Annotated in this window: 19 protein-coding genes; 11 read left to right on the forward strand and 8 right to left on the reverse strand. The window is 61.5% G+C overall.

The genetic code is table 11. The annotated features are described in order from the left end of the window. Positions 1-99: 99 nt before the first annotated feature. The 4 genes from GDV60_RS12405 to GDV60_RS12420 form a co-directional block, all read right to left on the reverse strand. Positions 100-1023: an ABC transporter permease gene (locus GDV60_RS12405; RefSeq protein WP_029294693.1), complete on the reverse strand. Its 924-nt coding sequence runs from the start codon at positions 1021-1023 to the stop codon at positions 100-102. Continuing rightward, entirely contained in the window at positions 1020-2732 is a 1713-nt protein-coding gene (locus tag GDV60_RS12410; RefSeq protein WP_029294696.1) for an ABC transporter substrate-binding protein, read from the reverse strand. Before GDV60_RS12410 ends, GDV60_RS12405 begins: the two co-directional genes overlap by 4 nt. Positions 2733-2748: 16 nt before the next feature. Continuing rightward, positions 2749-4878, reverse strand: a complete 2130-nt coding sequence (locus GDV60_RS12415; RefSeq protein WP_238353709.1) for a TonB-dependent receptor domain-containing protein — start codon at positions 4876-4878, stop codon at positions 2749-2751. 426 nt (positions 4879-5304) lie between these two features. Further along, positions 5305-6615 carry an MFS transporter gene (locus tag GDV60_RS12420; RefSeq protein WP_029294704.1) on the reverse strand — a complete coding sequence of 437 codons (1311 nt, stop codon included), beginning with the start codon at positions 6613-6615 and terminating at the stop codon, positions 5305-5307. A gap of 170 nt (positions 6616-6785) precedes the next feature. Between GDV60_RS12420 and GDV60_RS12425 the strand changes: the two genes are divergently transcribed. From GDV60_RS12425 to GDV60_RS12435, 3 genes are all read left to right on the forward strand, one after another. Continuing rightward, complete coding sequence (locus GDV60_RS12425) at positions 6786-7892, forward strand: sugar diacid recognition domain-containing protein (RefSeq protein ID WP_159907391.1); 1107 nt, start codon at positions 6786-6788, stop codon at positions 7890-7892. A 348-nt stretch (positions 7893-8240) separates the two neighbouring features. Further along, positions 8241-9389 carry a glycerate kinase gene (locus GDV60_RS12430; protein WP_159907393.1) on the forward strand — a complete coding sequence of 383 codons (1149 nt, stop codon included), beginning with the start codon at positions 8241-8243 and terminating at the stop codon, positions 9387-9389. A gap of 60 nt (positions 9390-9449) precedes the next feature. Further along, complete coding sequence (locus GDV60_RS12435; RefSeq protein WP_159907395.1) at positions 9450-9962, forward strand: GNAT family N-acetyltransferase; 513 nt, start codon at positions 9450-9452, stop codon at positions 9960-9962. Here the strand turns inward: GDV60_RS12435 and GDV60_RS12440 are convergent. Continuing rightward, the gene (locus GDV60_RS12440) at positions 9950-10651 is read right to left on the reverse strand and encodes an aspartate/glutamate racemase family protein (protein ID WP_159907397.1); all 702 of its coding nucleotides are present in this window, start codon (positions 10649-10651) and stop codon (positions 9950-9952) included. The genes GDV60_RS12435 and GDV60_RS12440 overlap by 13 nt on opposite strands. Positions 10652-10770: 119 nt before the next feature. On the opposite strand from GDV60_RS12440, the gene GDV60_RS12445 reads away from it, so the two are divergent. Beyond that, on the forward strand, positions 10771-11265 hold the full coding sequence (locus GDV60_RS12445) for a hypothetical protein (RefSeq protein ID WP_029294714.1): 495 nt from the start codon (positions 10771-10773) through the stop codon (positions 11263-11265). A gap of 165 nt (positions 11266-11430) precedes the next feature. On the opposite strand, the gene GDV60_RS12450 is transcribed toward GDV60_RS12445, so the two are convergent. Together GDV60_RS12450 and ccoN are read right to left on the reverse strand one after the other, a co-directional pair. Continuing rightward, positions 11431-11652, reverse strand: a complete 222-nt coding sequence (locus GDV60_RS12450; RefSeq protein WP_029294716.1) for a hypothetical protein — start codon at positions 11650-11652, stop codon at positions 11431-11433. Next, positions 11652-13079 (reverse strand): cytochrome-c oxidase, cbb3-type subunit I, encoded by a 1428-nt coding sequence (gene ccoN / locus GDV60_RS12455; RefSeq protein WP_029294717.1) that lies wholly within the window; start codon positions 13077-13079, stop codon positions 11652-11654. Before ccoN ends, GDV60_RS12450 begins: the two co-directional genes overlap by 1 nt. Positions 13080-13318: 239 nt before the next feature. Here ccoN and GDV60_RS12460 point away from each other — a divergent pair, with 239 nt between their 5' ends. From GDV60_RS12460 to GDV60_RS12470, 3 genes are all read left to right on the forward strand, one after another. Next, complete coding sequence (locus tag GDV60_RS12460) at positions 13319-14989, forward strand: nitrite/sulfite reductase (RefSeq protein ID WP_029294719.1); 1671 nt, start codon at positions 13319-13321, stop codon at positions 14987-14989. Next, a complete protein-coding gene (locus GDV60_RS12465; protein WP_104912251.1) occupies positions 14986-15480 on the forward strand; it encodes a DUF934 domain-containing protein in 495 nt (164 codons plus the stop codon). Before GDV60_RS12460 ends, GDV60_RS12465 begins: the two co-directional genes overlap by 4 nt. A gap of 141 nt (positions 15481-15621) precedes the next feature. After that, the gene (locus GDV60_RS12470; protein ID WP_104912252.1) at positions 15622-16293 is read left to right on the forward strand and encodes a DUF3313 domain-containing protein; all 672 of its coding nucleotides are present in this window, start codon (positions 15622-15624) and stop codon (positions 16291-16293) included. Positions 16294-16327: 34 nt separating this feature from the next. Here the strand turns inward: GDV60_RS12470 and GDV60_RS12475 are convergent, their stop codons facing one another. Then, positions 16328-16693: a response regulator gene (locus tag GDV60_RS12475; protein WP_070996270.1), complete on the reverse strand. Its 366-nt coding sequence runs from the start codon at positions 16691-16693 to the stop codon at positions 16328-16330. 223 nt (positions 16694-16916) lie between these two features. Here GDV60_RS12475 and GDV60_RS12480 point away from each other — a divergent pair, with 223 nt between their 5' ends. Genes GDV60_RS12480 through GDV60_RS12495 form a run of 4 tightly spaced genes read left to right on the forward strand, consistent with a single transcriptional unit; the run spans position 16917 to position 23022 of the window. After that, the gene (locus GDV60_RS12480; RefSeq protein WP_159907399.1) at positions 16917-20417 is read left to right on the forward strand and encodes a response regulator; all 3501 of its coding nucleotides are present in this window, start codon (positions 16917-16919) and stop codon (positions 20415-20417) included. Beyond that, positions 20418-21233, forward strand: a complete 816-nt coding sequence (locus tag GDV60_RS12485; protein ID WP_029290490.1) for a protein-glutamate O-methyltransferase CheR — start codon at positions 20418-20420, stop codon at positions 21231-21233. Beyond that, positions 21230-21835: a chemotaxis protein CheB gene (locus GDV60_RS12490; protein ID WP_029290492.1), complete on the forward strand. Its 606-nt coding sequence runs from the start codon at positions 21230-21232 to the stop codon at positions 21833-21835. The genes GDV60_RS12485 and GDV60_RS12490 overlap by 4 nt, the downstream gene beginning before the upstream one ends. After that, a complete protein-coding gene (locus GDV60_RS12495; protein ID WP_029290494.1) occupies positions 21829-23022 on the forward strand; it encodes a hybrid sensor histidine kinase/response regulator in 1194 nt (397 codons plus the stop codon). The genes GDV60_RS12490 and GDV60_RS12495 overlap by 7 nt, the downstream gene beginning before the upstream one ends. The last annotated feature ends 72 nt before the right edge of the window (positions 23023-23094 follow it).

A 23094-nucleotide genomic window follows, 5' to 3' on the forward strand; every position in this document is an offset into this window, starting at 1 on the left:
GCGAAGGCGTTGGATCAGTCAACCTATGTATTGACTGAAACGCCGCCTTCGCGGGCAAGCCCGCTCCCACACAAGCCCGCCCCCACATAAAACCGGTGTTCATCGCGGTTTAACCCGAGGGTCAATCAACCCGTTGAGCACATCCACCAACAGGTTCACCACCACATAAACCAGCGCTGCCAGCAACGTGATCCCCAGCACCACCGGCGCATCCTTGGCCACGGCGGCATCGAGCATCATTCGCCCGATACCCTGGCGGGCGAACAGCATTTCGGTGACCACCGCTCCCCCCAGCAGGCTGGCGAAGATGAACCCGGACAGGGTCACCAGCGGCACCAGGGCATGGCGCAGTGCATGGCGCAGGCGCACCGCGGTCTGCGACAGGCCGCGCGCGCGGGCCATGGCGATAAAGGGTTGTTCGAGGATGTCTTCCAGTTCCTGGCGCAGCACCTGGCTGAGCATCCCGGCAATCGGCAGGGCCAGGGCGATGGTCGGCAGGATCAGGGTTTGCCAGCCGTTGGAGCCTGCCGGCGGCAATACCGGCCACTGGAACGAAAACACCAGCAACAGCAAAATCCCCAGCACGAACGACGGCGATGACGACAGCACCAGCTCGCTGGCCGACGCCACGCGGCGTACCCAGGGGTTGCGCTTGGCGGTGAGCACCGCGCTGGCCAGCGCCAGGCCGATGGCCAACAGTGCAGCGCTCAGGGCCAGTTGCAACGTGGCGCCGATCTGCTTGCCGATGGCTTCGGTCACGGGAATGCGCAGGCGGTACGACTCGCCAAAATCACCCTGGGCAATGCGGCCCACGTAGCGTCCGTATTGCACCCACAGTGGCTGGTCGAAGCCGTATTCCTCGCGGACCTGAGCCAGTTGCTGCGGGGTGGGAATGGCATCCGGCCCGCCGAGAATCGCCAGCACCGGGTCGCCGGCACTGAAGTGAATAGCGACGAAGGTCAGGGTGGCCGCGCCCCACAGCACGCCCACGCCGGCCAGTAGTCGAGCGGCAAGCCGTTTCATGGTGCCTCCTGGTCCAGCCATACGCTGGTAAAGAATGGGGTGTTGTGCACGGTGTCGAAGATCAGCCCCTTGACCGCCGTGCGATAGGCAATCAGCACCTGGCTCTCGAAGTCCGGCACCGCTGGCACCACTTCGGTCAGGCGTTGTTGCGCGGCGCTGTAGAGGGCCTGCAGTTCTCGCGGGTCATGGGAACGGCGGGCGGCGCTGAGCAGTTGGTCCAGGCGCGGGTCGCTGAGGTTGCTGAGGTTGTTGCCGCTTTTGGTGGGCGAGGCCCGTGAGTCGCTGTGGTAGAGGATGTACAGGCCGTCGGGGGTATTGGTGTGCCAATAGCCACCGCCGATGGCGTCGTAGTTGCCCGCAGTGCGGCGGTCGGTGAGCTGGGCCAGGGGCATCATTTCAATGATGAATTGCATGCCGACTTTTTTCGCATCCGCCTGCACCGCCACCGCGACGCTGCTGGGGAACGGCGGGCTTTCAAAACCCAGCAAGTGCGCCGACAGGCGCCGTCCATTCTTGACCCGATAGCCCTCGGCATCGCGGGCGGTCCAGCCGGCCTCGTCCAGTTGGCGGTTGGCGGCGTCGACGTCGTACTTCAGTACATCGCGGTAGGCCGGATCGTAGAACGGCGTGTTCACCGCCAGGTAATCGCTCTTGGGCAGGAACTCACCGAACCCGGCGATCCAGGCCAGGCCGTCACGGTCGATGGCCTGGGCGACGGCTTTGCGCACCCGTACATCGTCGAACGGGAAGCGCAGGGTGTTGAACGTGAGGCTGCGGTAAGGGCTGGCCATGCGAATCCGGTTGCGTACCACCAGGTTCTGCGAGGCGCGCATTGCCGCCGTATTCTGCGCCGGGGCATCCAGGGTGAAGTCCGAACGCTTGGATTGCAGGGTGCTGTAGCGGGTCATGGCCTCGGGGATGATGCTCAGCTCGATACGGTCCAGGTAGGCCGGGCCGATGTGCCGGGTGACCGGTGGGGCCCAGTGGTAGTCGGCGCGCCTGGTAAAGGTCGCCCCTTGTTCGCGGGTATAGCTTTGCAGCACGAACGGCCCGGAGCCGATAGGGTGCTCGGCGATACTCTTGGGTGCTTCTCGGATCTGTTTGGGCGAGACCATGCTCAGCCAGGACTGCGCCAGCACATACAGGAACGGCGAGTAGGGTTCGCGCAGGTGCGCTTCGAAGGTGTAGTCGTCGATGATCCGGCCGTCGACGTAGGGCGCGATATACGCGGCGGCCAGCGGTGATTTGGTGGCCGGGTCGCGCATATGCTCCAGGTTGACCCGCAACGCCTCGGCATTGAACTTTTCGCCGTCGCTGAAGGTCACGTCGTCACGCAGGTGGAAGGTGTAGGTCTTGCCATCCGGCGAGACGTCCCAGGACTTGGCGAGCCAGGGCGAAATCTTGCCGTTCTCGTCCTGATACAGCAGGCAGTCGTAGACGATGCGCGCCAGCCATTGCACGTTGCCGTGGTAACTGGAATGCACATCGAAGGTGCCGGTATCCAACGCCGCTGACACGCGCAAGGTGCCGCCCGGCGTGCCCTGGCGGGTTTCGTGGTAGTCGCTGGGGTCATAGCTGAGCAGGCCCTGGGCGTCCAGGTGCCCGTCCACCCGCTGCACCGAGCTGGGCGGTGGGGCGTCCGGCGAGCAGGCGCTCACCAGCAGCAACCCCAGGAGCAGGCCGAACCTGCTCCAGTGATTGATCGGCATCGTGAAAGCTCCCACCTTAGAAGTTGAACGCCACACCGGTGAAGGCACCAAAGCCGTCCCCTGGATACAGCGCGGCAACGTCCTTGCCCTGGGCGTCGTAGATCGGCTGGATGGCGGTAACGTAGTTCTGGTCGGTGAGGTTTTTCACGTCCAGGTACACCTGCCATTTCTTGCTCGGGGCTTCGTACCCCAGCTTGGCGCCGAAGATCGTGTAGGAGGGCGCATACAGGGTGTTGGCGTAGTCCACGGCGGTACTCGATACCGAGCGCACATTGACCCCGGCATAGAACCCATCGGGATGGCGGTATTGCAGCTCGGCCTGGTACACGTGCTTGGGCAGCCCCGGCAGCTCGTTGGAGCCAAAGCGTGCGTCGTTGCGGTAGTAGAAGTCATTGAGGGTGTAGGCCTGGCGCAGGCTGACTGTTTCGCCGCGCGCGCTGTGCCACAGCTCGGTATCCAGGCCGGCTTCGACGCCCTGGTGGATGGTCGGGCTGGCGTTGGAGGTGGAGTTGACCGCCGCGGTGGTGTTGGTGGCCGGAATCACCTCGACGGTGAGCAGTTCATCCTTGATCCACGAGCGGTACACCGCCAGGCTGCCGTCGAAAATCCCGGCTTTGCCGCGCACGCCAAACTCAACGGTATTGGCCTTCTGCTCGGTGAGGGTCTTGGCGTAGTTGCTGGCCACCCCAGAGCCTGAAGACGACCAACTGCTGGGCGGGTCGATGGAGCGGCTGACGTTGCCGAACACCTGGAAGTTGGGCGTGATTTCATAGCGCAAGCCCAGGCGCGGCGCGACGTTCCAACTGTCGTAGTCGTAGTGGTCAGGGTAGGGCGACGTATTGGCGCGGTCCGAGTAAAGCACTTCGATATCGCGCTTGATCTGGCTCAGCGACAGCCCGGTGGACAACCACAGGCGATCGGTCAGTTGCAGGTCGTTGCCGGCGGCAAACACGCGGTCGAACGAGCCGGTGTAGCGCGCCTGTTTCTGCAGGGCGCCGTAGGTGCTGGAGGCGGGGTTGCCATTGTAGGTCTTGACCCCGGCCTGCAGGTGCTGGGTGCTGGTCAGGCTCAGGGACGTATTGCTGGTATGGCCCTGGATCTGGTCGCTGCGGTTGTAGGTCAGCGACAGGTTCAGGTCGCGCCAGTCCCAGTAGTTGGGGTTGACCGTGCTCTTGCGGTACAGCACCTGCGGATAGTTGTGATAGACCAGGCCAAAATCCAGGGTCGCGTCATCGTCGAAGGTATAGGTGGTCTTGCTGCCGACCCAGGTCGACCCGCGCTTGGTCGAATCATCGCGGCTGGCCAGGGCCACCGGGTTGGTTCGCGACGAGTTGTGCTTGAGCTGGGCCTTGGTCAGGGTGCCGGAGCTTTCGTGGTATTCCTCGCGGTAGCGTACGAACAGCCGGGTTTCCAGCTTGGGGTTGAAGCGGTAGCCGAAGTTGGTGACCACGCCCTTGGCCTTGGTGAAGGTCCAGTCCTGGTAACCGTCGCGTTCGGAGTTGCTCAGGCTGACGTAGTAGTCACCATTGCCCACCACGCCGCCGGTGCTCAGTTGCTGCTTGCGCCAGCCAAAGCTGCCGGCCTCCAAGCGTGCGTGATTGCCCGGTGCAGTCAGGCCAGAGTGGGTCACCATATTGATCGCGCCACCCAGCGACAGCGCGCCGTACTGGAAGGCATTGGCCCCGCGCAGTACTTCGGTGTAGTCCAGGCCCTGGGTTTCCAGCAGCTCATAAGGCGTGCCGCCGGAGCCGGTCAGGGCCAGGCCGTCGAACAGGAACTTGGTGCCTTCGCGAAAATATCCAGGGGAGGTATTGGCCCCGGAGCCGCGTATGGAAATCTTGATGGCATCGTTGCCGCCCGCCGACTGCGCGTACACACCGGGCTGATAGGCGAGGGTGTCTTCCAGGGTCGCCGAGCGGCCGCGTTCGACATCGGCGGCCTTGACCAGGCTGACGCCGCCGGCCACCTCGTCGAGCTTGAGCTGGGCTTCTTCGCTGGCGGTGACCTTGCTCGCCTGCACCGTTACGGTCTGCAGGCGCGAATCCTCGGCGTGGGCCCATTGGGAGGCGAGGATCAAGGTCAGGGCACTGACGGTTTTAAACGAGCTGGAGGAGAGTTGAGGCAGAGGCCTTGAGATCAACTTCAATTGTGCATTCCCTGTGATTGGCTACGAGTGGAGGCGAGTTTCTATTCGTATAGTCAATCTCTGGCAGGGATAGAGCAGAAAGCATGCCAAGAGCCAAAGCGGGTTTTTGTGGGGTATTTGGTTTTAATCAGCGGTTCGCTTATGCCAAAAAACGACACCTGTGTTGAACCACTGTTCGATTTTGAACAGTACTGAGGAGCCCGTACTAGAGCGGTTTTGGTTATGAGGTTAGATCATTCGCCGAGCAACTCGGCACAGATATCACCGGCCTCGACAGCGGCGGCCTGCTGTAAACACCGAACCAAATGTGGGAGCGGGCTTGCTCGCGAAAGCGGTGTCTCAGTCAATACATAGGTTGACTGATCCACCGCCTTCGCGAGCAAGCCCGCTCCCACAAAAAGCGGCTCCTACATGTTTTTGAGCGTGTCAGGCCTTCAGGGTACGGGTCATGCGCAACGCCAGCACGCTACCCGCGACAATCACCGCTGCCAGCAAGTACAACGCCAGGTCGGTTGATCCGGTGGCATCCTTCACAAAACCCACCACATACGGGCTCAGGAAGCCCGCCATCTGGCCCATGGAGTTGATCAACGCCAGGCCTCCCGCTGCTGCGCCGGCGCTGAGCATGGCGGTGGGCACCGGCCAGAACATCGGCAGGCCGGTGAGGGCGCCCATGGTGGCGATGGTCAGGCCGAGGATGGCAATGGCCGGGGTGGTGGCGAAGTTTACTGCGATGATCAGGCCGACAGCGCCCATCAGCATCGGCACCACCAAATGCCAACGTCGCTCCTTGCGCAGGTCGGCAGAGCGGCCCACTACCAGCATGAACACCGCCGCCAGCAGGTAGGGAATCGCACTGAGCCAGCCAATTACCAGGTTATCGCTAAAGCCCATGTTCTTGATGATCGACGGCAGCCAGAAGTTGATGGCGTACACGCCGCTCTGAATGCAGAAGTAGATCAGGCCAAACGCCCAGATCGCCGGGTTCTTGAACACTTCCAGCAGCGAATCTGTGGTGGTCTTGGGCTTGTTGGCCAGGTCGGTGGCCTGGTCGGCCTCGAGCACCGCGCGCTCATGGGCGGTCAGCCACTTGGCATTGGCAAAACTGTCGCTGAGCAGGAAGTAGGCGAGGGCACCGAGGATGACCGTCGGCACACCTTGCAGCAGGAACATCCACTGCCAGCCCGCGAGGCCACCCTGGCCGGCCGCGAAGTGGTTGAGGATCCAGCCGGAGAACGGGCTGCCGAGCAGGCCCGACACCGGGATCGCCGACATGAACAGTGCCATGATCCGCCCACGGCGGAAGGTCGGGAACCACTGCGAGAGGTACAGCACCACCCCCGGGAAGAAGCCCGCTTCGGCGGCACCGGTAAACAGGCGCAAGGTGTAGAAGTGCGTCGGTGTGGTGACAAACAACAGGCAGGTGGACAGGGTGCCCCAGGTGATCATCATCAGCGCAATCCAGCGCCGTGGCCCGAACTTGGTCAGCGCCAGGTTGCTGGGTACGCCGCACAGCACGTAGCCGATAAAGAAAATCCCGGCACCGAGGCCGTACACGGTCTCGCTGAACTTCAAGGCGTCGAGCATCTGCAGCTTGGCAAAGCCGACGTTGACGCGGTCAAGGTAGTTGAACAGATAGCAGATGAAAATGAAGGGGATCAGGCGCAGGGTGATGCGCTTGTAGACGGCGTTTTTGTCGTCATCGTTGGCCTGGGTAGCGGCGGCGCTCTGTGACATGGCGTTCTCTCTTTATTATGATTTTTCGCGATGCGAGGGTAACGTTGATCGCCCCAAGAGTCTCGGTCACGGGACGGTGCCGTGTCTTTGTGCCCCCGCACAGCGATCGATCCATTGCGCTGTGCCTTTGAACAATCGCTTAATGCAGCGCTTTCAAGGAATTTAGCCCCATGTTCGAACTCGATCATGACCTGGCGCAGGATATCGTCAATCGCACGATGGCCATTTTGCCCTATAACGTCAACGTCATGGACAGCCAGGGCCTGATCCTCGGCAGCGGCGAGCCGGAGCGGATCAATACCCGCCATGAAGGCGCGCAATTGGTGTTGGCCAACGGTCGCGTGGTGGAAATCGACAGCCAGACCGCCAAGCATCTCAAGGGCGTGGCGCCGGGGATCAACCTGCCGTTGCTGCATGACCAGCGCCTGATCGGAGTGCTGGGCATCAGTGGTGAACCGCAGCTGCTGCGCACCTATGCGGAGCTGGTGCGCATGACCGCCGAAATGCTGGTCAGCCAACGCCATCAACAGGCCGAGCAACAGTGGCGGCGCCAACGCTGTGATGATCTGCTGGCGTTGCTGCTGGCCGACAGTGGCGAATCACCGCGCCTGGTGGATGAGGCCCAGCAACTGGGGCTCAAGCCGCAGTTGCCGCGCACCCCCTATCTGTTTGAACTGGGCCCCGGCCAGAGCGCCGAAACCCTGGCGGCCTGGCTGGCATCGCGTTACCCGGACAGCTGGTGCGTCAGCTCCGCGCAGTTTTCGTTGCTGTGGTGTCGCCCTGCGACGGTGCCGATCGACAACCCGCGCCTGCTGGAAAAGCTCGATGCCTCGGGCTGGAACGTCTTGCGGGTAGCCGTGGGTGGTCAGGCCGATGGATTGACGGGCTTGCGCCGCTGTTATCGTCGCGTGGCGGACTTGCTCGCCTATGGCCGCGACGTGCTACCCCAGTCGCGCCTGCTGACCCTCAATCGCTACCGGTTGCCAGTGATGCTCTGGCGTCATCGCAACGACGATGCGCTGGACGAGTTACTCAACCCGTTGCGCAAGGTCCTGGCCAAGGACAGCAACGGCCAGTTGCAGGCCACGCTGCGCAGTTGGTGCGAGCACGACGGACAAAGCCAGGCCTGCGCCGACGCCTTGGGCATCCACCGCAACAGCCTGCGCTACCGCATGGAACGCATTGCCGAGTTGAGTGGTGTCGACCCCTTGACCCTGGATGGCATGCTTGCACTGTACCTTGGGGTGCAACTGCTGCCCCAAGGCCCGCACCTCTGATCCTGGGCTGCGGCTATGGATATGGCTATGGATATGGCTGTGGCTTGTCTGTGGCGAGCGGGCTTGCCCCGCGCTGGGCTGCGCAGCAGCCCCAAACCCTGCACCCTCGGACTACCTGGTAAAACTCGGTGGGCTTATTGGGGCTGCTACGCAGCCCAGCGCGGGGCAAGCCCGCTCGCCACAAGCAAGCCCCCTGGCCACAGGTAAGCTTACTGGCCAAAGGTTAGCCATGGTTTGTGCAGGTTTTGTCCAAATGAACAATAAACCCCAGCCACGCTTGTGCATCGGACAGGCGTCATTGCCGGTGCCAGCTGGCAGCATGGGTGTCATAAAAACCGGAGAAAGCCCATGAAAGTCATCATCGCCCCCGACTCGTTCAAGGACAGCCTGAGTGCCGAAGGCGTAGCCCAGGCCATTGCCCAAGGGTTGGCCCAGGTCTGGCCCGATGCCGAGCTGATCAAGTGCCCGATGGCGGACGGTGGTGAGGGCACGGTGGAGTCGGTACTCGCCGCCTGCCATGGCCAATTGCGCAGTTGCACCGTGCAAGGCCCGTTGGGCGGGACCGTTGAGGCCCGCTGGGGCTGGTTGGCCGAGAGTGCCACGGCAATCATCGAGATGGCTGAAGCCAGCGGCTTGCAACTGGTCCCGCCGGGGCAGCGCGATGCCTGTTCCAGCAGCACCTTCGGCACTGGTGAGCTGATCCGCGCCGCCCTGGATGCCGGGGCCCAGCGGATCATCCTGGCGATTGGCGGCAGCGCCACCAATGACGGCGGCGCCGGTGCCATGCAGGCCCTTGGCGTGCAACTGCTCGACGCCCAAGGCGCAACGCTGGCGCGCGGCGGCCTGGCCCTGGCGCAGTTGGCTCGCATCAATCTTGAATCGATGGATTCGCGGCTGGCCCAGGTGCGCTTCGAGATCGCCGCTGACGTCAACAACCCCTTGTGCGGCCCCCACGGCGCCTCGGCGATTTTCGGCCCGCAAAAAGGCGCCACTGCACGCCATGTCGAGCAACTGGACCAGGCCCTGGGACACTTCGCCGACCACTGCGCCGAGGTGTTGCCCCGGGACGTGCGCGAAGAGCCGGGCAGCGGTGCCGCGGGGGGGCTGGGCTTTGCTGCCAAAGCCTTCCTCGGTGCGCAGTTTCGCGCAGGTGTGGACGTGGTCGCCGAATTGGTGGGCCTGGAAGATGCGGTACGCGGCGCCGACCTGGTCATCACCGGCGAAGGCCGCTTCGACGCCCAGACCCTGCGCGGCAAAACCCCGTTTGGCGTGGCACGGGTGGCCAAGCAGCACGGCGTTCCCGTGATTGTGATCGCCGGGACGCTGGGCGAGGGCTACGAGCAGATGTACGCCCATGGCGTCGACGCCGCGTTCGCCTTGCCAGGTGGGCCGATGAGCCTGGAGCAGGCCTGCAGCGAAGCGCCGAGGCTGTTGCGTGAACGGGCGGCGGATATTGCACGGGTGTGGCGGCTGGGTGCACAACGCAGTCGCGGATGACAGCGCTTGTCGCTGCCCCCTACACTGATCGGCCACTTGTCTTTCAAAGGATGAAACACAATGCCTGTACCTGACAGCAAGATCGTGATCCAGCGCTTTGCCGAAAGCCATCTCGAAGGCATGCACGCGCTCTACAACGACCCGGCCGTGTGCCGTCAGGTGCTGCAGATGCCTTTCCAGTCACTGGAAATCTGGCGCAAGCGCCTGGCCGATACCAATGAGCGACTGCTCAGGCTGGTGGCGGTGCACGCAGGCGAGGTGATTGGCAGTTGCACCCTGGAGCAATATGCGCGCAGTCGCCAGAGCCATGTCGGCAGCATCGGCATGGGGGTGGCAGTGGCCTGGCAGGGCCAGGGGGTGGGCAGCCAGTTATTGGGTGCGGCGCTGGAGGTGGCTGACAACTGGATGAACCTGCACCGGGTGGAGCTGACGGTGTATGTCGACAATGAGCCGGCCCAGGCGCTGTACCGCAAGTTCGGTTTCGAGACCGAAGGCCGTTTGCGCGATTACGCCGTGCGTGACGGCGTATGGGTCGATGCCCTGAGCATGGCCCGCTTGCGTCAAACCGCCTGATCCTCCAGGGCAAACGCCACCGCAGCCTGCGCATGCAGCTCGGTGGTGTCGAGCAAGGGCAGGTCGCTGTGCTCGGGCTTGATCAACAGGCCAATCTCGGTACACCCCAGGATAATTGCCTGGGCGCCACGGGCCGCGAGGTTCCCGATGGCCTGTTGGTAAACCTGGCGTGACGCCTCGCTGATGACCCCGACGCACAACTCTTCGTAGATGATCCGGTGCACGGCGCGGCGTTCTTGCGCGTCGGGCACCAGTACGTTCAAGCCCTGGGCCGCCAGGCGCGCCTTGAGAAAGTCCTGTTCCATGGTAAACGCCGTGCCCAGCAGGCCGACGGTCAGGGTATTGGCCTTGACCGCCGCCGCGCCCGCCGCATCGGCGATGTGCAGGAACGGCACCGACACGGCCGCTTCGATTTGCGGTGCGACCAAATGCATGGTGTTGGTACACAGCACGATGCAGTCGGCGCCACCCGCTTGCAGGCGACGTGCGGCGTCTTGCAGGATTAGCGCGGCGTTATCCCAGCGCCCGGCGTGCTGGGCTTGTTCCACCGGACCGAAGTCGACGCTGTACAGCAGCATTTGTGCCGAGCGCAATGGCCCCAATCGGTCGCGGACCTGCTGGTTGATGATCCGGTAGTACTCGGCGCTGGACTCCCAGCTCATGCCGCCGATAAGGCCGATGGTGCGCATGCGAAACTCTCCAAGTTGTTGGGCGAAAGCCACACCTTACTCAACCCGCGAGCGTTAGTCATACGCGCGGTGGCTGCATCTGCCATGATCGTTGTTTGCAGTCCCCGAGGAACACCGCAATGGACGATGTACAGCAACTGGGCGAGATGCTTCGTCATTACGCCGACAGCGAAGCGCACAAGCGCCAACAGTTCGAGGTGCAGTCAGCCCACTGGACCCAGAAAATCACCGAGCTGTACGGTCATATCGAGCAATGGCTGGCGCCGGTCAAGAGCGACGGTTTACTGCAGGTGCAGCGTGAGGCCTATGTGGCGTCCGGGCCGAGCGTGCCGGTGGAGACTTCGACGTTCAAGACTGAGAAGTTGACCATTCATATTGCTGGCAAGCCGGTGGAGTTCGTACCGGATGTGATGGGGGCGGGTGGCTTGATTTCGTTGTCGGTCATTGGGCTGACGGCGGCCCGCTACGGCAGCATTTCCCTCGTGCTGCTGCCGGGGTCTGACGACTGGCTATGGAAAAAAACCAATGGCTTGAAAGACCCGGATACGTTCACCTTCGATGCCAATTTCCTGGCCTTGCAGTTGCAGAGCCTGATTCCTCGCGAACGCGGCTGATCCCAAGTAAATCTGGACGCTGGGGAGGGGCTTTATGTGGGAGCGGGCTTGCCCGCGAAGGCGGTGTGTCAGGTTAGGAATACTTGACTGACACACCGTCATCGCGGGCAAGCCCGCTCCCACACAAGCCCGCTCCCACACAAAGCTCAACAGGCCTTCAGGCCTTCAGACCTCTACGTTGCCCCAACCCGGCTTGGCCTCTTCAGGCGCCACCGCCTTGACCTGCTTGCCCGTCGCCAATTCCACCCGGCGTGCCACTTCCGGGTCGTCGGCAAACGGAATCAGACTGGCCTCATCCAAGGCTTCCCCCGACTGGTCCCGAAGGCAATATTCCACGGTGCCATATAGGCAGATGACCGCCGCCAGGTTGAGGATGATCTCCCACATCAGGCGATCTGCGCATCACGGTGCGCCACCTTCAAGTCCGCGACGCGCACGGTGCGCCAGGTGTTGTAGGCCATCAGCAACATGCCGCCGAGGAAGAACACGCCCCCGGCAAACCGTACGACAAACCCCGGGTGGCTGGCCTGCAACGCTTCGACGAAGGAGTAGGTGAGGGTGCCATCGTCGTTGACCGCCCGCCACATCAGGCCTTGAGTGATGCCGTTGACCCACATCGAGGCGATGTACAGCACCGTGCCGATGGTGGCCAGCCAGAAGTGCAGGTTGATCAGCGGCACGCTGTACATCTGCTCGCGGCCGAAGACTTTGGGGATCATGTGGTACAGCGAGCCAAAGGTGATCATCGCCACCCAGCCCAGGGCGCCGGCGTGTACGTGGCCGATGGTCCAGTCGGTGTAGTGGGACAGGGCGTTGACCGTCTTGATCGCCATCATCGGCCCTTCGAAGGTCGACATGCCGTAGAACGCCAGCGACAACACCAAGAACCGCAGGATCGGGTCGGTGCGCAATTTATGCCACGCGCCCGAGAGGGTCATCATGCCGTTGATCATCCCGCCCCAGCTGGGTGCCAGCAGGATCAGCGACATGGCCATGCCCAGCGACTGCGCCCAGTCTGGCAGCGCGGTGTAGTGCAGGTGGTGGGGGCCGGCCCAGATATACAGGGTGATCAACGCCCAGAAGTGCACGATGGACAGGCGATAGGAATACACCGGCCGCCCGACCTGCTTGGGCACGAAGTAATACATCATCCCCAGGAACCCGGTGGTCAGGAAGAACCCTACCGCGTTATGCCCGTACCACCACTGCACCATGGCGTCGGTGGCGCCGGAATACACCGGATAGGACTTGAACCAGTCCACCGGGATCGACAGGTGGTTGACCACGTGCAGCATGGCGATCACCACGATAAACGCGCCGAAGAACCAGTTGCCGACATAGATATGCTGGGTCTTGCGCTGTACCACGGTGGTGAAGAACACAATCGCATAGGCCACCCACACCACGGTCATCCACACCGCACCGGAGAACTCGATCTCGGCGTATTCCTTGGTGGTGGTGTAGCCCAGGGGCAGGGTGACCAGCATGATCACAATCACCGACTGCCAACCCCAGAACGTGAAGGCGGCGAGCCAATCGGAGTACAGGCGCACCTGGCAGGTGCGCTGTACCGCGTAGTAACTGGCGGCAAATTGCGCGCTGCCGGCAAAGCCGAAAATCACCAGGCTGGTGTGCAGCGGTCGCAACCGGCCGAACGTGGTCCAGGGCAGGTCCAGGTTCATGTCCGGCCACACCAGTTGCGAGGCGATCCACACCCCCATGGCCATGCCGATAACGCCCCATACCACGGTAGCGATGACGAATTGACGGACAACCTTATAGTTATAGGCCTGCCCGGTTGATGCTGTGCTCATGGTCAGTCTTCCACGGTTTCAAGTCCCGGGCACTGTAGGAAATCCATGAAAAACAAAACAGGCTCAGAAAAACTACATTAATACGGATCAGAATCCATCCCTGAAAACATGGGGTATTCCATGGCTGATATGGTTTTTTAGTTTTTAGCTGAATCTGTGACGTCTTGAGCTGTAGGTGCATAGTCGCCCCCATAGAAGCCGCTGCCGTCGAGCGCGGTCAGCCATGATGAGGTAGCGAGATGTATCGGTACGATGAGTACGACCGGGCGCTGGTATTCGAGCGTGTGGCGCAATTCCGTGATCAGGTCGAACGGTTTATCGCTGGCGACTTGAGCGAAGAAGAGTTCCTGCCGCTGCGCCTGCAAAACGGCCTGTACCTGCAAAAACATGCGTACATGCTGCGTGTGGCGATTCCCTACGGCACCCTCGGTGCACAGCAGCTGCGCACCCTGGCGAGCATTGCCCGGGATTACGATCGCGGCTACGGCCACTTCACCACGCGCCAGAACATGCAGTTCAACTGGATCGAGCTACAGCAGGTGCCCGACATCCTGCAGCGCCTGGCCGAAGTCGACATGCATGCGATCCAGACTTCCGGCAATTGCGTGCGCAACATCACCACCGAAGCCTTTGCCGGGGTGGCCGCCGACGAGCTGCTGGACCCGCGCCCGCTCGCGGAAATCCTGCGGCAATGGTCGACCATCAACCCCGAATTCCTGTTCTTGCCGCGCAAGTTCAAGATCGCCATCTGTTCGGCACACCAGGACCGGGCGGCGATCATGATGCATGACATCGGTCTCTATCTTTATCCGGATACCGACGGCCAGATGCTGTTGCGCGTGCTGGTAGGCGGTGGCCTTGGGCGCACGCCGATCCTCGGGTTGCAGATTCGCGATGGCTTGCCCTGGCAGCACCTGCTGTCTTATGTCGAGGCGGTGCTGCGGGTGTATAACCGCCATGGCCGACGCGATAACAAGTACAAGGCGCGGATCAAGATCCTGGTCAAGGCCCTGGGCATCGAGGCGTTTTCCCGGGAAGTGGAAGAGGAGTGGCAGCACCTGCGCGACGGCCCGGCGCAACTGACCACGCACGAGTACCAGCGCGTGGCCGCAGCCTTTGTGCCACCGCCCTATCAGGCACTGCCCGATACCGACCTGGACTATGGCACGCAGATGGCTGACAGCCCGGCGTTCGCACGTTGGGTGACGCGTAATGTGCAGCCCCACAAAGTGCCGGGCTATAGCAGTGTGGTGCTGTCCACCAAACCTGGAATTGCCGCGCCGCCTGGCGACGTGACCGCCGCGCAGATGGATGCGGTGGCCCAGTGGGCCGAGCAGTTCGGCTTTGGCGAAATCCGCATCGCCCATGAACAGAATATCGTGCTGCCGGATGTGCCCAAGGCGCGGCTGCATGCCTTGTGGTCCCTGGCCTGTGCGCAGGGTTTGGGCAGTGCCAATGTCGGCTTGCTGACCGATATCATCGCCTGCCCTGGGGGCGACTTCTGTGCGTTGGCCAATGCCAAGTCGATCCCCATCGCCCAGGCGATCCAGCAGCGCTTCGACAACCTTGACTACCTGCATGACCTGGGTGATATCAGCCTGAATATCTCCGGCTGCATCAATGCCTGCGGGCATCACCACATCGGCAATATCGGCATTCTGGGTGTCGATAAAAATGGCAGCGAGTGGTACCAGATCACCCTGGGGGGCGCCCAGGGCAAGGCCAGCGCGTTGGGCAAGGTGATAGGTCCAGCGTTCAGCGCTGCACAAGTGCCTGATGTGATTTCACGCCTGATCGCCACCTACGTTCGCTACCGGGAAAGCGACGAACCCTTTATCGACACTGTGCAACGTATCGGCCTGGAACCGTTCAAGGAGCGGGTGTATGGCGCCATGGTGCAACCGGCATGAACAATCTGTTGAGCCTGGAACAGGGGGTGGCCGCAATCAAACTCGATGACCCCTGGACGTTGGTGCGCGACGCCGAAGCACCGCTGCCCGAGGGCGCCCTGATCCTGCCATTGGCCCTGTGGCTGAGCCGGCGCATTGCACCAGACCCGCCGCACGACGCAGTGTGGCTCGGCCCGGATGATGAAGTGGAACACTTGCAGCCGTGGTTGGAGGTATTGCCGCTGATTGCCCTGGATTTCCCCAGCTTTCGCGATGGTCGCGCCTACAGCCAGGCCTACCTGCTGCGCACGCGCATGGGCTGGCACGGCGAGTTGCGGGCGGTGGGGGATGTGCTGCGCGATCAGCTCAGCCATATGCGCCAGTGCGGGTTTGATGGGTTTGCCGTGCGTGAGGACAAATCGGCGGCTGACGCGCTCAAGGGGCTGGCGGGCATGAGTGTGAGCTATGGCCGCTCGGTGATTGAGCCGCGGCCGCTGTTTCGCCGGCGTTGATGTTGAGCAGGAGCGCCCAACTGCGGGGCAAATCGAAGCTGCGAACTAACCCGCACTTGGGGGCTGAAGGCAGGTTATTTTCCAAGAGTTGGCTATACCTGTAACTTCACGTTTCGACGATAAACACCAAGGAGTCGCACCATGAAGCTAGGGCTAATGATCAGCACACTATGTATTGCCTCACTCGGGGTGACCGGGTGTGCGAGTAAAGTCCCCCAGCCGGACGAATACTCGGGCTTTCTCTCGGACTACAGCCAATTGCGCGAAGCCAAGTCGCCGTCTGGCGCAGAGGTGATGCGCTGGGTCGATCCCAAGTTGAATCTGAACCGCTATACCTCGGTGTATATCGAGCCCACTCAATTCTTCCCCAAGCCCCAGGCCACGGCGCAAATCCCCGACGCCACGTTGCGCAGCATCAACGAGTATTACAACCAGGCACTCAAGCGTGAGCTGGTCAAGTCACTGCCACTGGCCAACGGCCCGGGCCCTGGGGTGATTGTGGTGCGGGCGGCGATCACGGCGGTCAGTCGCAAGACTGAAGGCCTCAAGCCCTACGAATTCATTCCGGTGGCCCTGGTGGCGGCAGCGGTCAGCACCGGCACCGGGATTCGCGACCAGGAAACCACCCTGGGCACCGAGGCACAGTTTCTCGATGGCGACAGTGGCCGTGTGATTGCCCAGGTCGTGCGCAAAGGCACCGGCAAACCCCTGGAAAACGACACCCAAGTCATGACCGCAGCGGATGTGAAGGGTGTGATGGATGGCTGGGCGGCGGACTTGCATCAGTCGTACGTCAAGCTCAAAAACAAATAACCCATCCCACATGTAGGAGCTGGCACGCCAGTTCCTACAAAGGGGTAGCTAACATGCCTTTGACTTTATCGCGCAGTTGATCGATGGAGAACGGCTTGGCAATCATCTGCACGCCCGGGGGCAACTCGATGTTTTCGGCATAGCCGCTGGCAAGCAAGATGGGCAGGGCCGGGCGCAATGTGCGGGTCTGTTGCGCCAGTTCCTTGCCAGTTATGCCCGGCAAGCCAAAGTCGGTCATCATCAGGTCGATCACATTGGCGCCATCTTCTATAAGTCCCAGCGCCGTTTCGCCGTCTTCAGCCTCAAGCACCTTGAACTCCAGTTCTTCGAGTACATCGACGATCAGCATGCGCACGATGGCGTCGTCTTCGACTACAAGGATGGTAGAGGCAGCGGTCATAGTGAGGGTTCCCAGATGGTTGAGGTGCAGGTCTTGAACAGTTGAACGACCATCTTCTAATGAGTCGCGGCGATCCCGGCAAGTTCCCCAGACGGGGCGCGCATTGTGCCGATAATCAGGCTTGATGTCCTGGGTGTGTCGTTGAAATACGGCATAAACATAGCCGTCGTCGTCGAGTTTGGGGCAAACTTCCGGTTTTTCCGCACTTGGCCAAGGCACGCCCATGACTCCCGCTTCGTCAGTCGATGAAAACAGCTTCCGCAAACTCCTGAGCCGCAACGTGGCATTGCCACTGGGTGTGGGGGTTCTCAGTGCGGTGTTCTTTGTGTGCCTGATCACTTATCTGTTGTCGGTGATCCAGTGGGTGGAGCACACGGACCGGGTGATCAACAACCTCAATGAAACCGCCAAACTGACGGTCGACCAGGAAACCGGCATGCGCGGTTTCCTGATTACCGGCGACGAGCATTTCCTCGACCCCTACGAAGTGGCCAAGCCCCGGATCATTTCCGACCTGCGCAATCTGCAGGTCCTGGTCGCCGATAACCCCCAGCAAGTGGACCGACTCAAGCGCCTGGAGTCGCTGCAACTGGAGTGGAACAACTACGCCCAGACGATGATTGAGATGCAACGGCAAGAGGGCGATTACCGCGGCGCGGTGAAGGCCGGGCGTGGCAAGCGCCTGACCGACGAAATTCGCAAGGAGTACGAGGCCGCGATTGCCATGGAGCAGCAGTTCCGCCTTGATCGCAACGCAGAAGTGACCCGCACCACGGTGTTTAGCGTGGTGATCTACTTGCTGTTCGTGCTGGGCCTGAGCGGCTTTTTGGCGTATGTCGGGAGGAAGAATCTATTAGCCCTTTCAGACAGTTACAGCGCCAACCTGGCCTCGCAACTGAAGATTGCCAAACGCCTGGAACAGCAAGCGTGGCTGCGCAACGGCCAGACTGAACTGGCTGAACAGGTGTTGGGCCAACTGACGTTGAACCTGCTGGGGCGCAATATTCTGCAATTCTGCGCCCAATACATGGGCTCGGTGGTGGCTGCACTGTATGTGCGGGAGGAACACGGCGGCCTCAAGCGCGTGGCTGCGTATGGCTTCTCGCGGGAGCAGGAGCAGCAGGAGCAGGCGATTTACCGTGACGAGGGCATTGTCGGCCAGGCCGCCCAGCAACACCGTTTGATTCGCCTGGACGATGTGTCGGTGGACTACTTCAAGGTCAGCTCCGGCCTGGGTGATGGTGCACCGCGCAGCGTGCTGGTGGTGCCGACCAGCGATGATGATCGGGTCAACGGGGTCATCGAACTGGGCTTCCTGCGTCCTCTGGAAGAGCGCGATGTGGAGCTGCTGGAGCTGATCGCCGGCAATATCGGCACTTCTATCGAAGCGGCGCGCTACCGCCAGCGTTTGCAGGAAGTGCTGGCCGAGACCCAGCAGCTCAATGAAGAGCTGCAAGTGCAGCAGGAAGAACTCAAGACCGCCAACGAGGAGCTGGAAGAGCAGTCGCGCATCCTCAAGGAGTCCCAGGCCCACCTGGAGACCCAGCAGGCCGAGTTGGAGCAGACCAACGAGCAATTGGCCGAGCAGAGCCAGATCCTCGCCGACCAGCGCGATGCCATGGACCGCAAGAACATCGAGCTCAATCGCGTGCAGGTCGAGTTGGAGGATCGTGCCGATGAGTTGGAGCGCTCCAGCAAGTACAAGTCCGAGTTCCTCGCCAACATGTCCCACGAGTTGCGCACGCCCCTCAACAGCTCGCTGATCCTGGCCAAGCTGCTGGCAGAAAACTCCGAGGAAAACCTCAGCGCCGAACAGGTCAAGTTCGCCGAGTCGATCTACTCGGCAGGCAACGATCTGCTCAACCTGATCAATGACATCCTGGACATTGCCAAGGTCGAGGCCGGCAAGCTCGATATGCGTCCCGAGAACACCAGTGTGGCGCGCCTGGCAGAGGGCCTGCGCGGCATGTTCGAGCCGTTGGCCAGTGACCGCAAGCTGGGCTTCCAGATAGAGGTGCAGCCCGGTGCGCCGCTGATGTTGTTCACCGACCGCCAGCGTCTGGAGCAGATCCTCAAGAACCTGCTGTCCAATGCCGTCAAGTTCACCGAGAAAGGCCAGGTCAGCCTGACCATTTCCCGTCAGCCGGGGGAGGGCATTGCCTTTACCGTGCGTGACTCGGGGATCGGTATTGCCCCGGACCAGCAGCAAAGCATCTTCGAAGCCTTCCGCCAGGCCGATGGCACCACCAACCGCCGTTACGGCGGTACCGGTCTGGGGCTGTCCATTTCCCGCGACCTGGCCACCCTGCTGGGGGGCTATATCAATGTCACCAGTGAGCCGGGCCAGGGCAGTATCTTTACCCTGGTGCTGCCGGAACAGTACGTTGAACGCGATGAAGACGCGCCCGCCATCGAGCGCCCACAGGTCGCGATGATTGCCCCGGCACCCGTAGCGCCCATCAAGGTGTCGCCGTTGCGCATGGCCGACGAAGCGTTGATCCCGCGCTTTGCCGACGACCGCGAGCAAGCCCCGTTTACCACCCGCTGCATCCTGGTGGTGGAAGACGAGCCGAACTTTGCACGGATCCTCTTCGACCTGGCCCACGAACTGGGCTATCACTGCCTGGTGGCCCATGGCGCGGACGAGGGCTACACCTTGGCCGAACAGTACCTGCCCGACGCGATCCTGCTGGATATGCGCCTGCCGGACCACTCCGGGCTCACCGTGCTGCAGCGCCTCAAGGAGCACGCCGAGACCCGGCATATCCCGGTGCATGTGATTTCTGTCGAAGACCGCGTCGAAGCCGCCATGCACATGGGCGCCATCGGCTATGCCGTCAAACCCACCACCCGCGAAGAGCTCAAGGACGTGTTTGCGCGCCTGGAGGCCAAGCTGACGCAGAAGGTCAAGCGCATCCTGCTGGTGGAAGACGATGACTTGCAGCGCGACAGCATTGCCCGCCTGATCGGCGACGAAGACATCGAAATCACCGCCGTCGGTTTCGCCCAGGAGGCCCTGGACCTGCTGCGCAGCACGGTATATGACTGCATGATCATCGATCTCAAGTTGCCGGACATGCTTGGCAACGAGTTGCTCAAGCGCATGGCCACCGAGGATATCTGTTCGTTCCCGCCAGTGATTGTCTACACCGGGCGCAACCTCACCCGGGATGAAGAGGCGGAACTGCGCAAGTATTCGCGCTCGATCATCATCAAGGGTGCCCGCTCACCTGAACGGTTGCTGGACGAAGTGACACTCTTTTTGCACAAAGTCGAATCCCAGTTGTCCCAGGAACGGCAGAAGATGCTCAAGACCGCCCGCAGCCGCGACAAGGTCTTCGAAGGGCGCAAGGTGTTGCTGGTGGATGACGATGTACGCAACATCTTTGCCCTTACCAGTGCCCTGGAGCACAAGGGGGCGGTTGTGGTGATTGGCCGTAACGGCCGTGAAGCCATCGAGAAACTCAATGAGGTCGAGGACATCGACCTGGTACTGATGGACGTGATGATGCCGGAGATGGATGGCTACGAGGCCACTGCGTTGATCCGCCAGGATCCGCGCTGGCGCAAGCTGCCGATCATTGCGGTGACGGCCAAGGCCATGAAGGACGACCAGGAGCGCTGTCTTGCGGCCGGGTCCAACGATTATCTGGCCAAGCCCATTGACTTGGATCGGTTGTTTTCGCTGATCCGTGTTTGGCTGCCGAAGATGGAACGCATTTAAGTGGATCGAAGTACTGATATTGAACTGCGCTTGTTGATCGAGGCGATCTACCTCAAGTACAGCTATGACTTTCGTGATTACTCCGGGGCTTCGGTCAAGCGGCGTGTGGCGCATGCGTTGCGCCAGTTCGACTGCAAGACGATCTCGGCCTTGCAGGAGCGGGTGCTTCACGATCCCACGGCGTTCATGCAATTGCTGCAGTTCCTGACCATCCCGGTCAGCGAGATGTTTCGCGACCCCTCGCACTTTCTGGCGATACGCCAGGAAGTGGTGCCGCTGCTCAAGACCTACCCGTCGATCAAGATCTGGATCGCCGGGTGCAGCACTGGGGAGGAGGTGTATTCCATGGCCATCCTCCTGCGCGAGGAGGGTTTGCTCGAACGCACGATCATCTATGCCACGGATATCAACCCCAACTCCCTGGAAAAGGCCAAGCAAGGGATCTTTTCCCTGGAGAGCGTGCGTGCCTACACCCACAATTACCAGCAGGCCGGTGGCACTCAATCGTTTGCCGACTACTACACGGCGGCCTACGATTACGCGATCTTTGACAAGACGCTGCGGGAAAACGTGACGTTTGCCGACCATAGCCTGGCGACCGACAGTGTGTTCTCCGAAACACAATTGATTTCATGTCGTAACGTTCTGATTTATTTCAATAAAAAGTTGCAAGACCGGGCGTTTGGATTGTTTCATGAGTCGCTGTGCCATCGCGGCTTCCTGGTGCTGGGCAGCAAGGAAACCCTGGATTTTTCCGCCTACAGCAAGCAGTTCGAACCCTTGGTCAAGCAAGAACGGATCTACCGCAAATCATGAATGAAGCTGCTGCCAGCCCGGCGTCTGTGTCGGGCGTCCAAGCCATTGTCGTCGGCGCATCCGCGGGTGGGGTCGAGGCGTTGTTGAGCATTTTTGCTGCCTTGGCGCCGGGGTTCAGCCTGCCGATCATCGCTGTGCTGCACCTGCCGGATGAGCGCCGCAGCCAGTTGGCCGAAGTGTTTGACCGGCGCCTGCACATACCGGTGGTAGAGGCGCGGGACAAGGAAATGATCCAGCCCGGCACCCTGTATTTTGCCGGGCCTGGCTATCATTTGTCGGTGGAGCATGACCGCAGCCTGTCATTGAGCCAGGAGGACCGCGTCCATCACTCGCGCCCGGCCATTGATTTTCTGTTTGAATCGGCTGCTGACGCCTATGGCCCGAATTTGCTGGCGATCCTGCTGACCGGCGCCAACCAGGATGGCGGGCGCGGCTTGGCCCAGGTCAAGCAGCTGGGCGGCATCACGGTTGTCCAGGACCCTTTGGAGGCGCGGGTGGACGTGATGCCCAAGGCGGCCCTGGCGCTGCATACACCTGACTATATTCTCACCTTGAGCCGCATTGGCGATTTGCTGGCTTCCCTGGAATCTTCCCCATGTTAACTACTGTCCAGGCCAAACTGCTGATCGTCGACGATCTGCCGGAAAACCTGCTGGCCCTTGAAGCGCTGATCAAGCGCGAGGACCGCCAGGTCTACAAGGCCTTGAGTGCCGACGAGGCCTTGTCGCTGCTGCTTGAGCACGAGTTCGCCATGGCTATTCTCGATGTGCAGATGCCCGGTATGAACGGCTTCGAGCTGGCCGAGATGATGCGCGGCACGGAAAAAACCAAGAACATTCCCATTGTGTTTGTCAGCGCCGCCGGGCGTGAGCTCAACTACGCCTTCAAGGGCTACGAGAGCGGCGCAGTGGATTTCCTGCACAAGCCGCTGGATATTCACGCGGTCAAGAGCAAGGTCAACGTGTTCGTCGAGCTGTATCGCCAGAGCAAGGCCATGAAGCTGCAGGTCGAAGCCCTGGAGCACAGCCGCCGCGAACAGGAAGCCCTGCTGACGCGCTTGCAGGCCACCCAGGAGCAATTGGAGCAGGCGGTGCGGATGCGCGATGACTTCATGTCTATCGTGGCCCACGAAGTGCGTACGCCCCTCAATGGCCTGATTCTGGAAACCCAACTGCGCAAGATGCATCTGGCGCGCAACAACGCCAGTGCGTTCACCCTGGACAAGATGCATGCCATGGTCGACCGCGACGAACGGCAGATCCAGAGCCTGATCCGCCTGATCGAAGACATGCTCGATGTCTCACGCATTCGCACCGGCAAGTTGTCGATTCGCCCGGCGCGGTTTGACCTGACGCAACTGGTGCGCAACCTCCTGGAAAACTTCGCCCCACAGGTGGCAGCGGCCGACTCTTCGATCCAACTGCACGCCGAGCAACCGGTGGAGGGCCACTGGGACGAGTTCAGGATCGAACAGGTGGTGTCGAACCTGCTGACCAACGCCTTGCGCTACGGGGCCAAGAGCCCGGTGGATGTGCGGGTGTACGCCGAGCATGGCGAGGCGCGGGTGGAGGTGCGCGATCGTGGAATCGGCATCAGTGAGGACAACCAGAAGCGCATTTTCCAGCAGTTCGAGCGCGTCACCGACAAACATGCCGTGGCCGGGCTGGGCCTGGGGCTGTTTATTTCCGAGCAGATTGTCGCCGCCCATGGCGGTACTATTGAGGTCGAAAGCCGGATAGGCGAGGGTGCCTTGTTCCGGGTGTGCCTGCCGATGGGGCTGGAGGCATGAAATCATTCAGCAATCCAACGCAACCTCTGCGTGACCCCATGGTCGTAACTGCAGCAACTGACCGAGCAAAGG

It is taken from the genome of Pseudomonas sp. DTU12.1 (assembly GCF_009873475.1).
Classification (GTDB): Bacteria; Pseudomonadota; Gammaproteobacteria; order Pseudomonadales; family Pseudomonadaceae; genus Aquipseudomonas; species Aquipseudomonas proteolytica.

Bases quoted from the DNA above. Each gene is read 5' to 3' on its own strand.
- GDV60_RS12470 (WP_104912252.1), top strand. From the start codon at position 15,622: ATGAAGCTAGGGCTAATGATCAGCACACTATGTATTGCCTCACTCGGG.
- GDV60_RS12495 (WP_029290494.1), top strand. From the start codon at position 21,829: ATGTTAACTACTGTCCAGGCCAAACTGCTGATCGTCGACGATCTGCCG.
- GDV60_RS12405 (WP_029294693.1), bottom strand. From the start codon at position 1,023: ATGAAACGGCTTGCCGCTCGACTACTGGCCGGCGTGGGCGTGCTGTGG.
- ccoN (WP_029294717.1), bottom strand. From the start codon at position 13,079: ATGAGCACAGCATCAACCGGGCAGGCCTATAACTATAAGGTTGTCCGT.
- GDV60_RS12480 (WP_159907399.1), top strand. From the start codon at position 16,917: ATGACTCCCGCTTCGTCAGTCGATGAAAACAGCTTCCGCAAACTCCTG.
- GDV60_RS12430 (WP_159907393.1), top strand. From the start codon at position 8,241: ATGAAAGTCATCATCGCCCCCGACTCGTTCAAGGACAGCCTGAGTGCC.
- GDV60_RS12460 (WP_029294719.1), top strand. From the start codon at position 13,319: ATGTATCGGTACGATGAGTACGACCGGGCGCTGGTATTCGAGCGTGTG.
- GDV60_RS12440 (WP_159907397.1), bottom strand. From the start codon at position 10,651: ATGCGCACCATCGGCCTTATCGGCGGCATGAGCTGGGAGTCCAGCGCC.
- GDV60_RS12425 (WP_159907391.1), top strand. From the start codon at position 6,786: ATGTTCGAACTCGATCATGACCTGGCGCAGGATATCGTCAATCGCACG.
- GDV60_RS12475 (WP_070996270.1), bottom strand. From the start codon at position 16,693: ATGACCGCTGCCTCTACCATCCTTGTAGTCGAAGACGACGCCATCGTG.
- GDV60_RS12465 (WP_104912251.1), top strand. From the start codon at position 14,986: ATGAACAATCTGTTGAGCCTGGAACAGGGGGTGGCCGCAATCAAACTC.
- GDV60_RS12435 (WP_159907395.1), top strand. From the start codon at position 9,450: ATGCCTGTACCTGACAGCAAGATCGTGATCCAGCGCTTTGCCGAAAGC.
- GDV60_RS12490 (WP_029290492.1), top strand. From the start codon at position 21,230: ATGAATGAAGCTGCTGCCAGCCCGGCGTCTGTGTCGGGCGTCCAAGCC.
- GDV60_RS12420 (WP_029294704.1), bottom strand. From the start codon at position 6,615: ATGTCACAGAGCGCCGCCGCTACCCAGGCCAACGATGACGACAAAAAC.
- GDV60_RS12445 (WP_029294714.1), top strand. From the start codon at position 10,771: ATGGACGATGTACAGCAACTGGGCGAGATGCTTCGTCATTACGCCGAC.
- GDV60_RS12450 (WP_029294716.1), bottom strand. From the start codon at position 11,652: ATGTGGGAGATCATCCTCAACCTGGCGGCGGTCATCTGCCTATATGGC.
- GDV60_RS12410 (WP_029294696.1), bottom strand. From the start codon at position 2,732: ATGCCGATCAATCACTGGAGCAGGTTCGGCCTGCTCCTGGGGTTGCTG.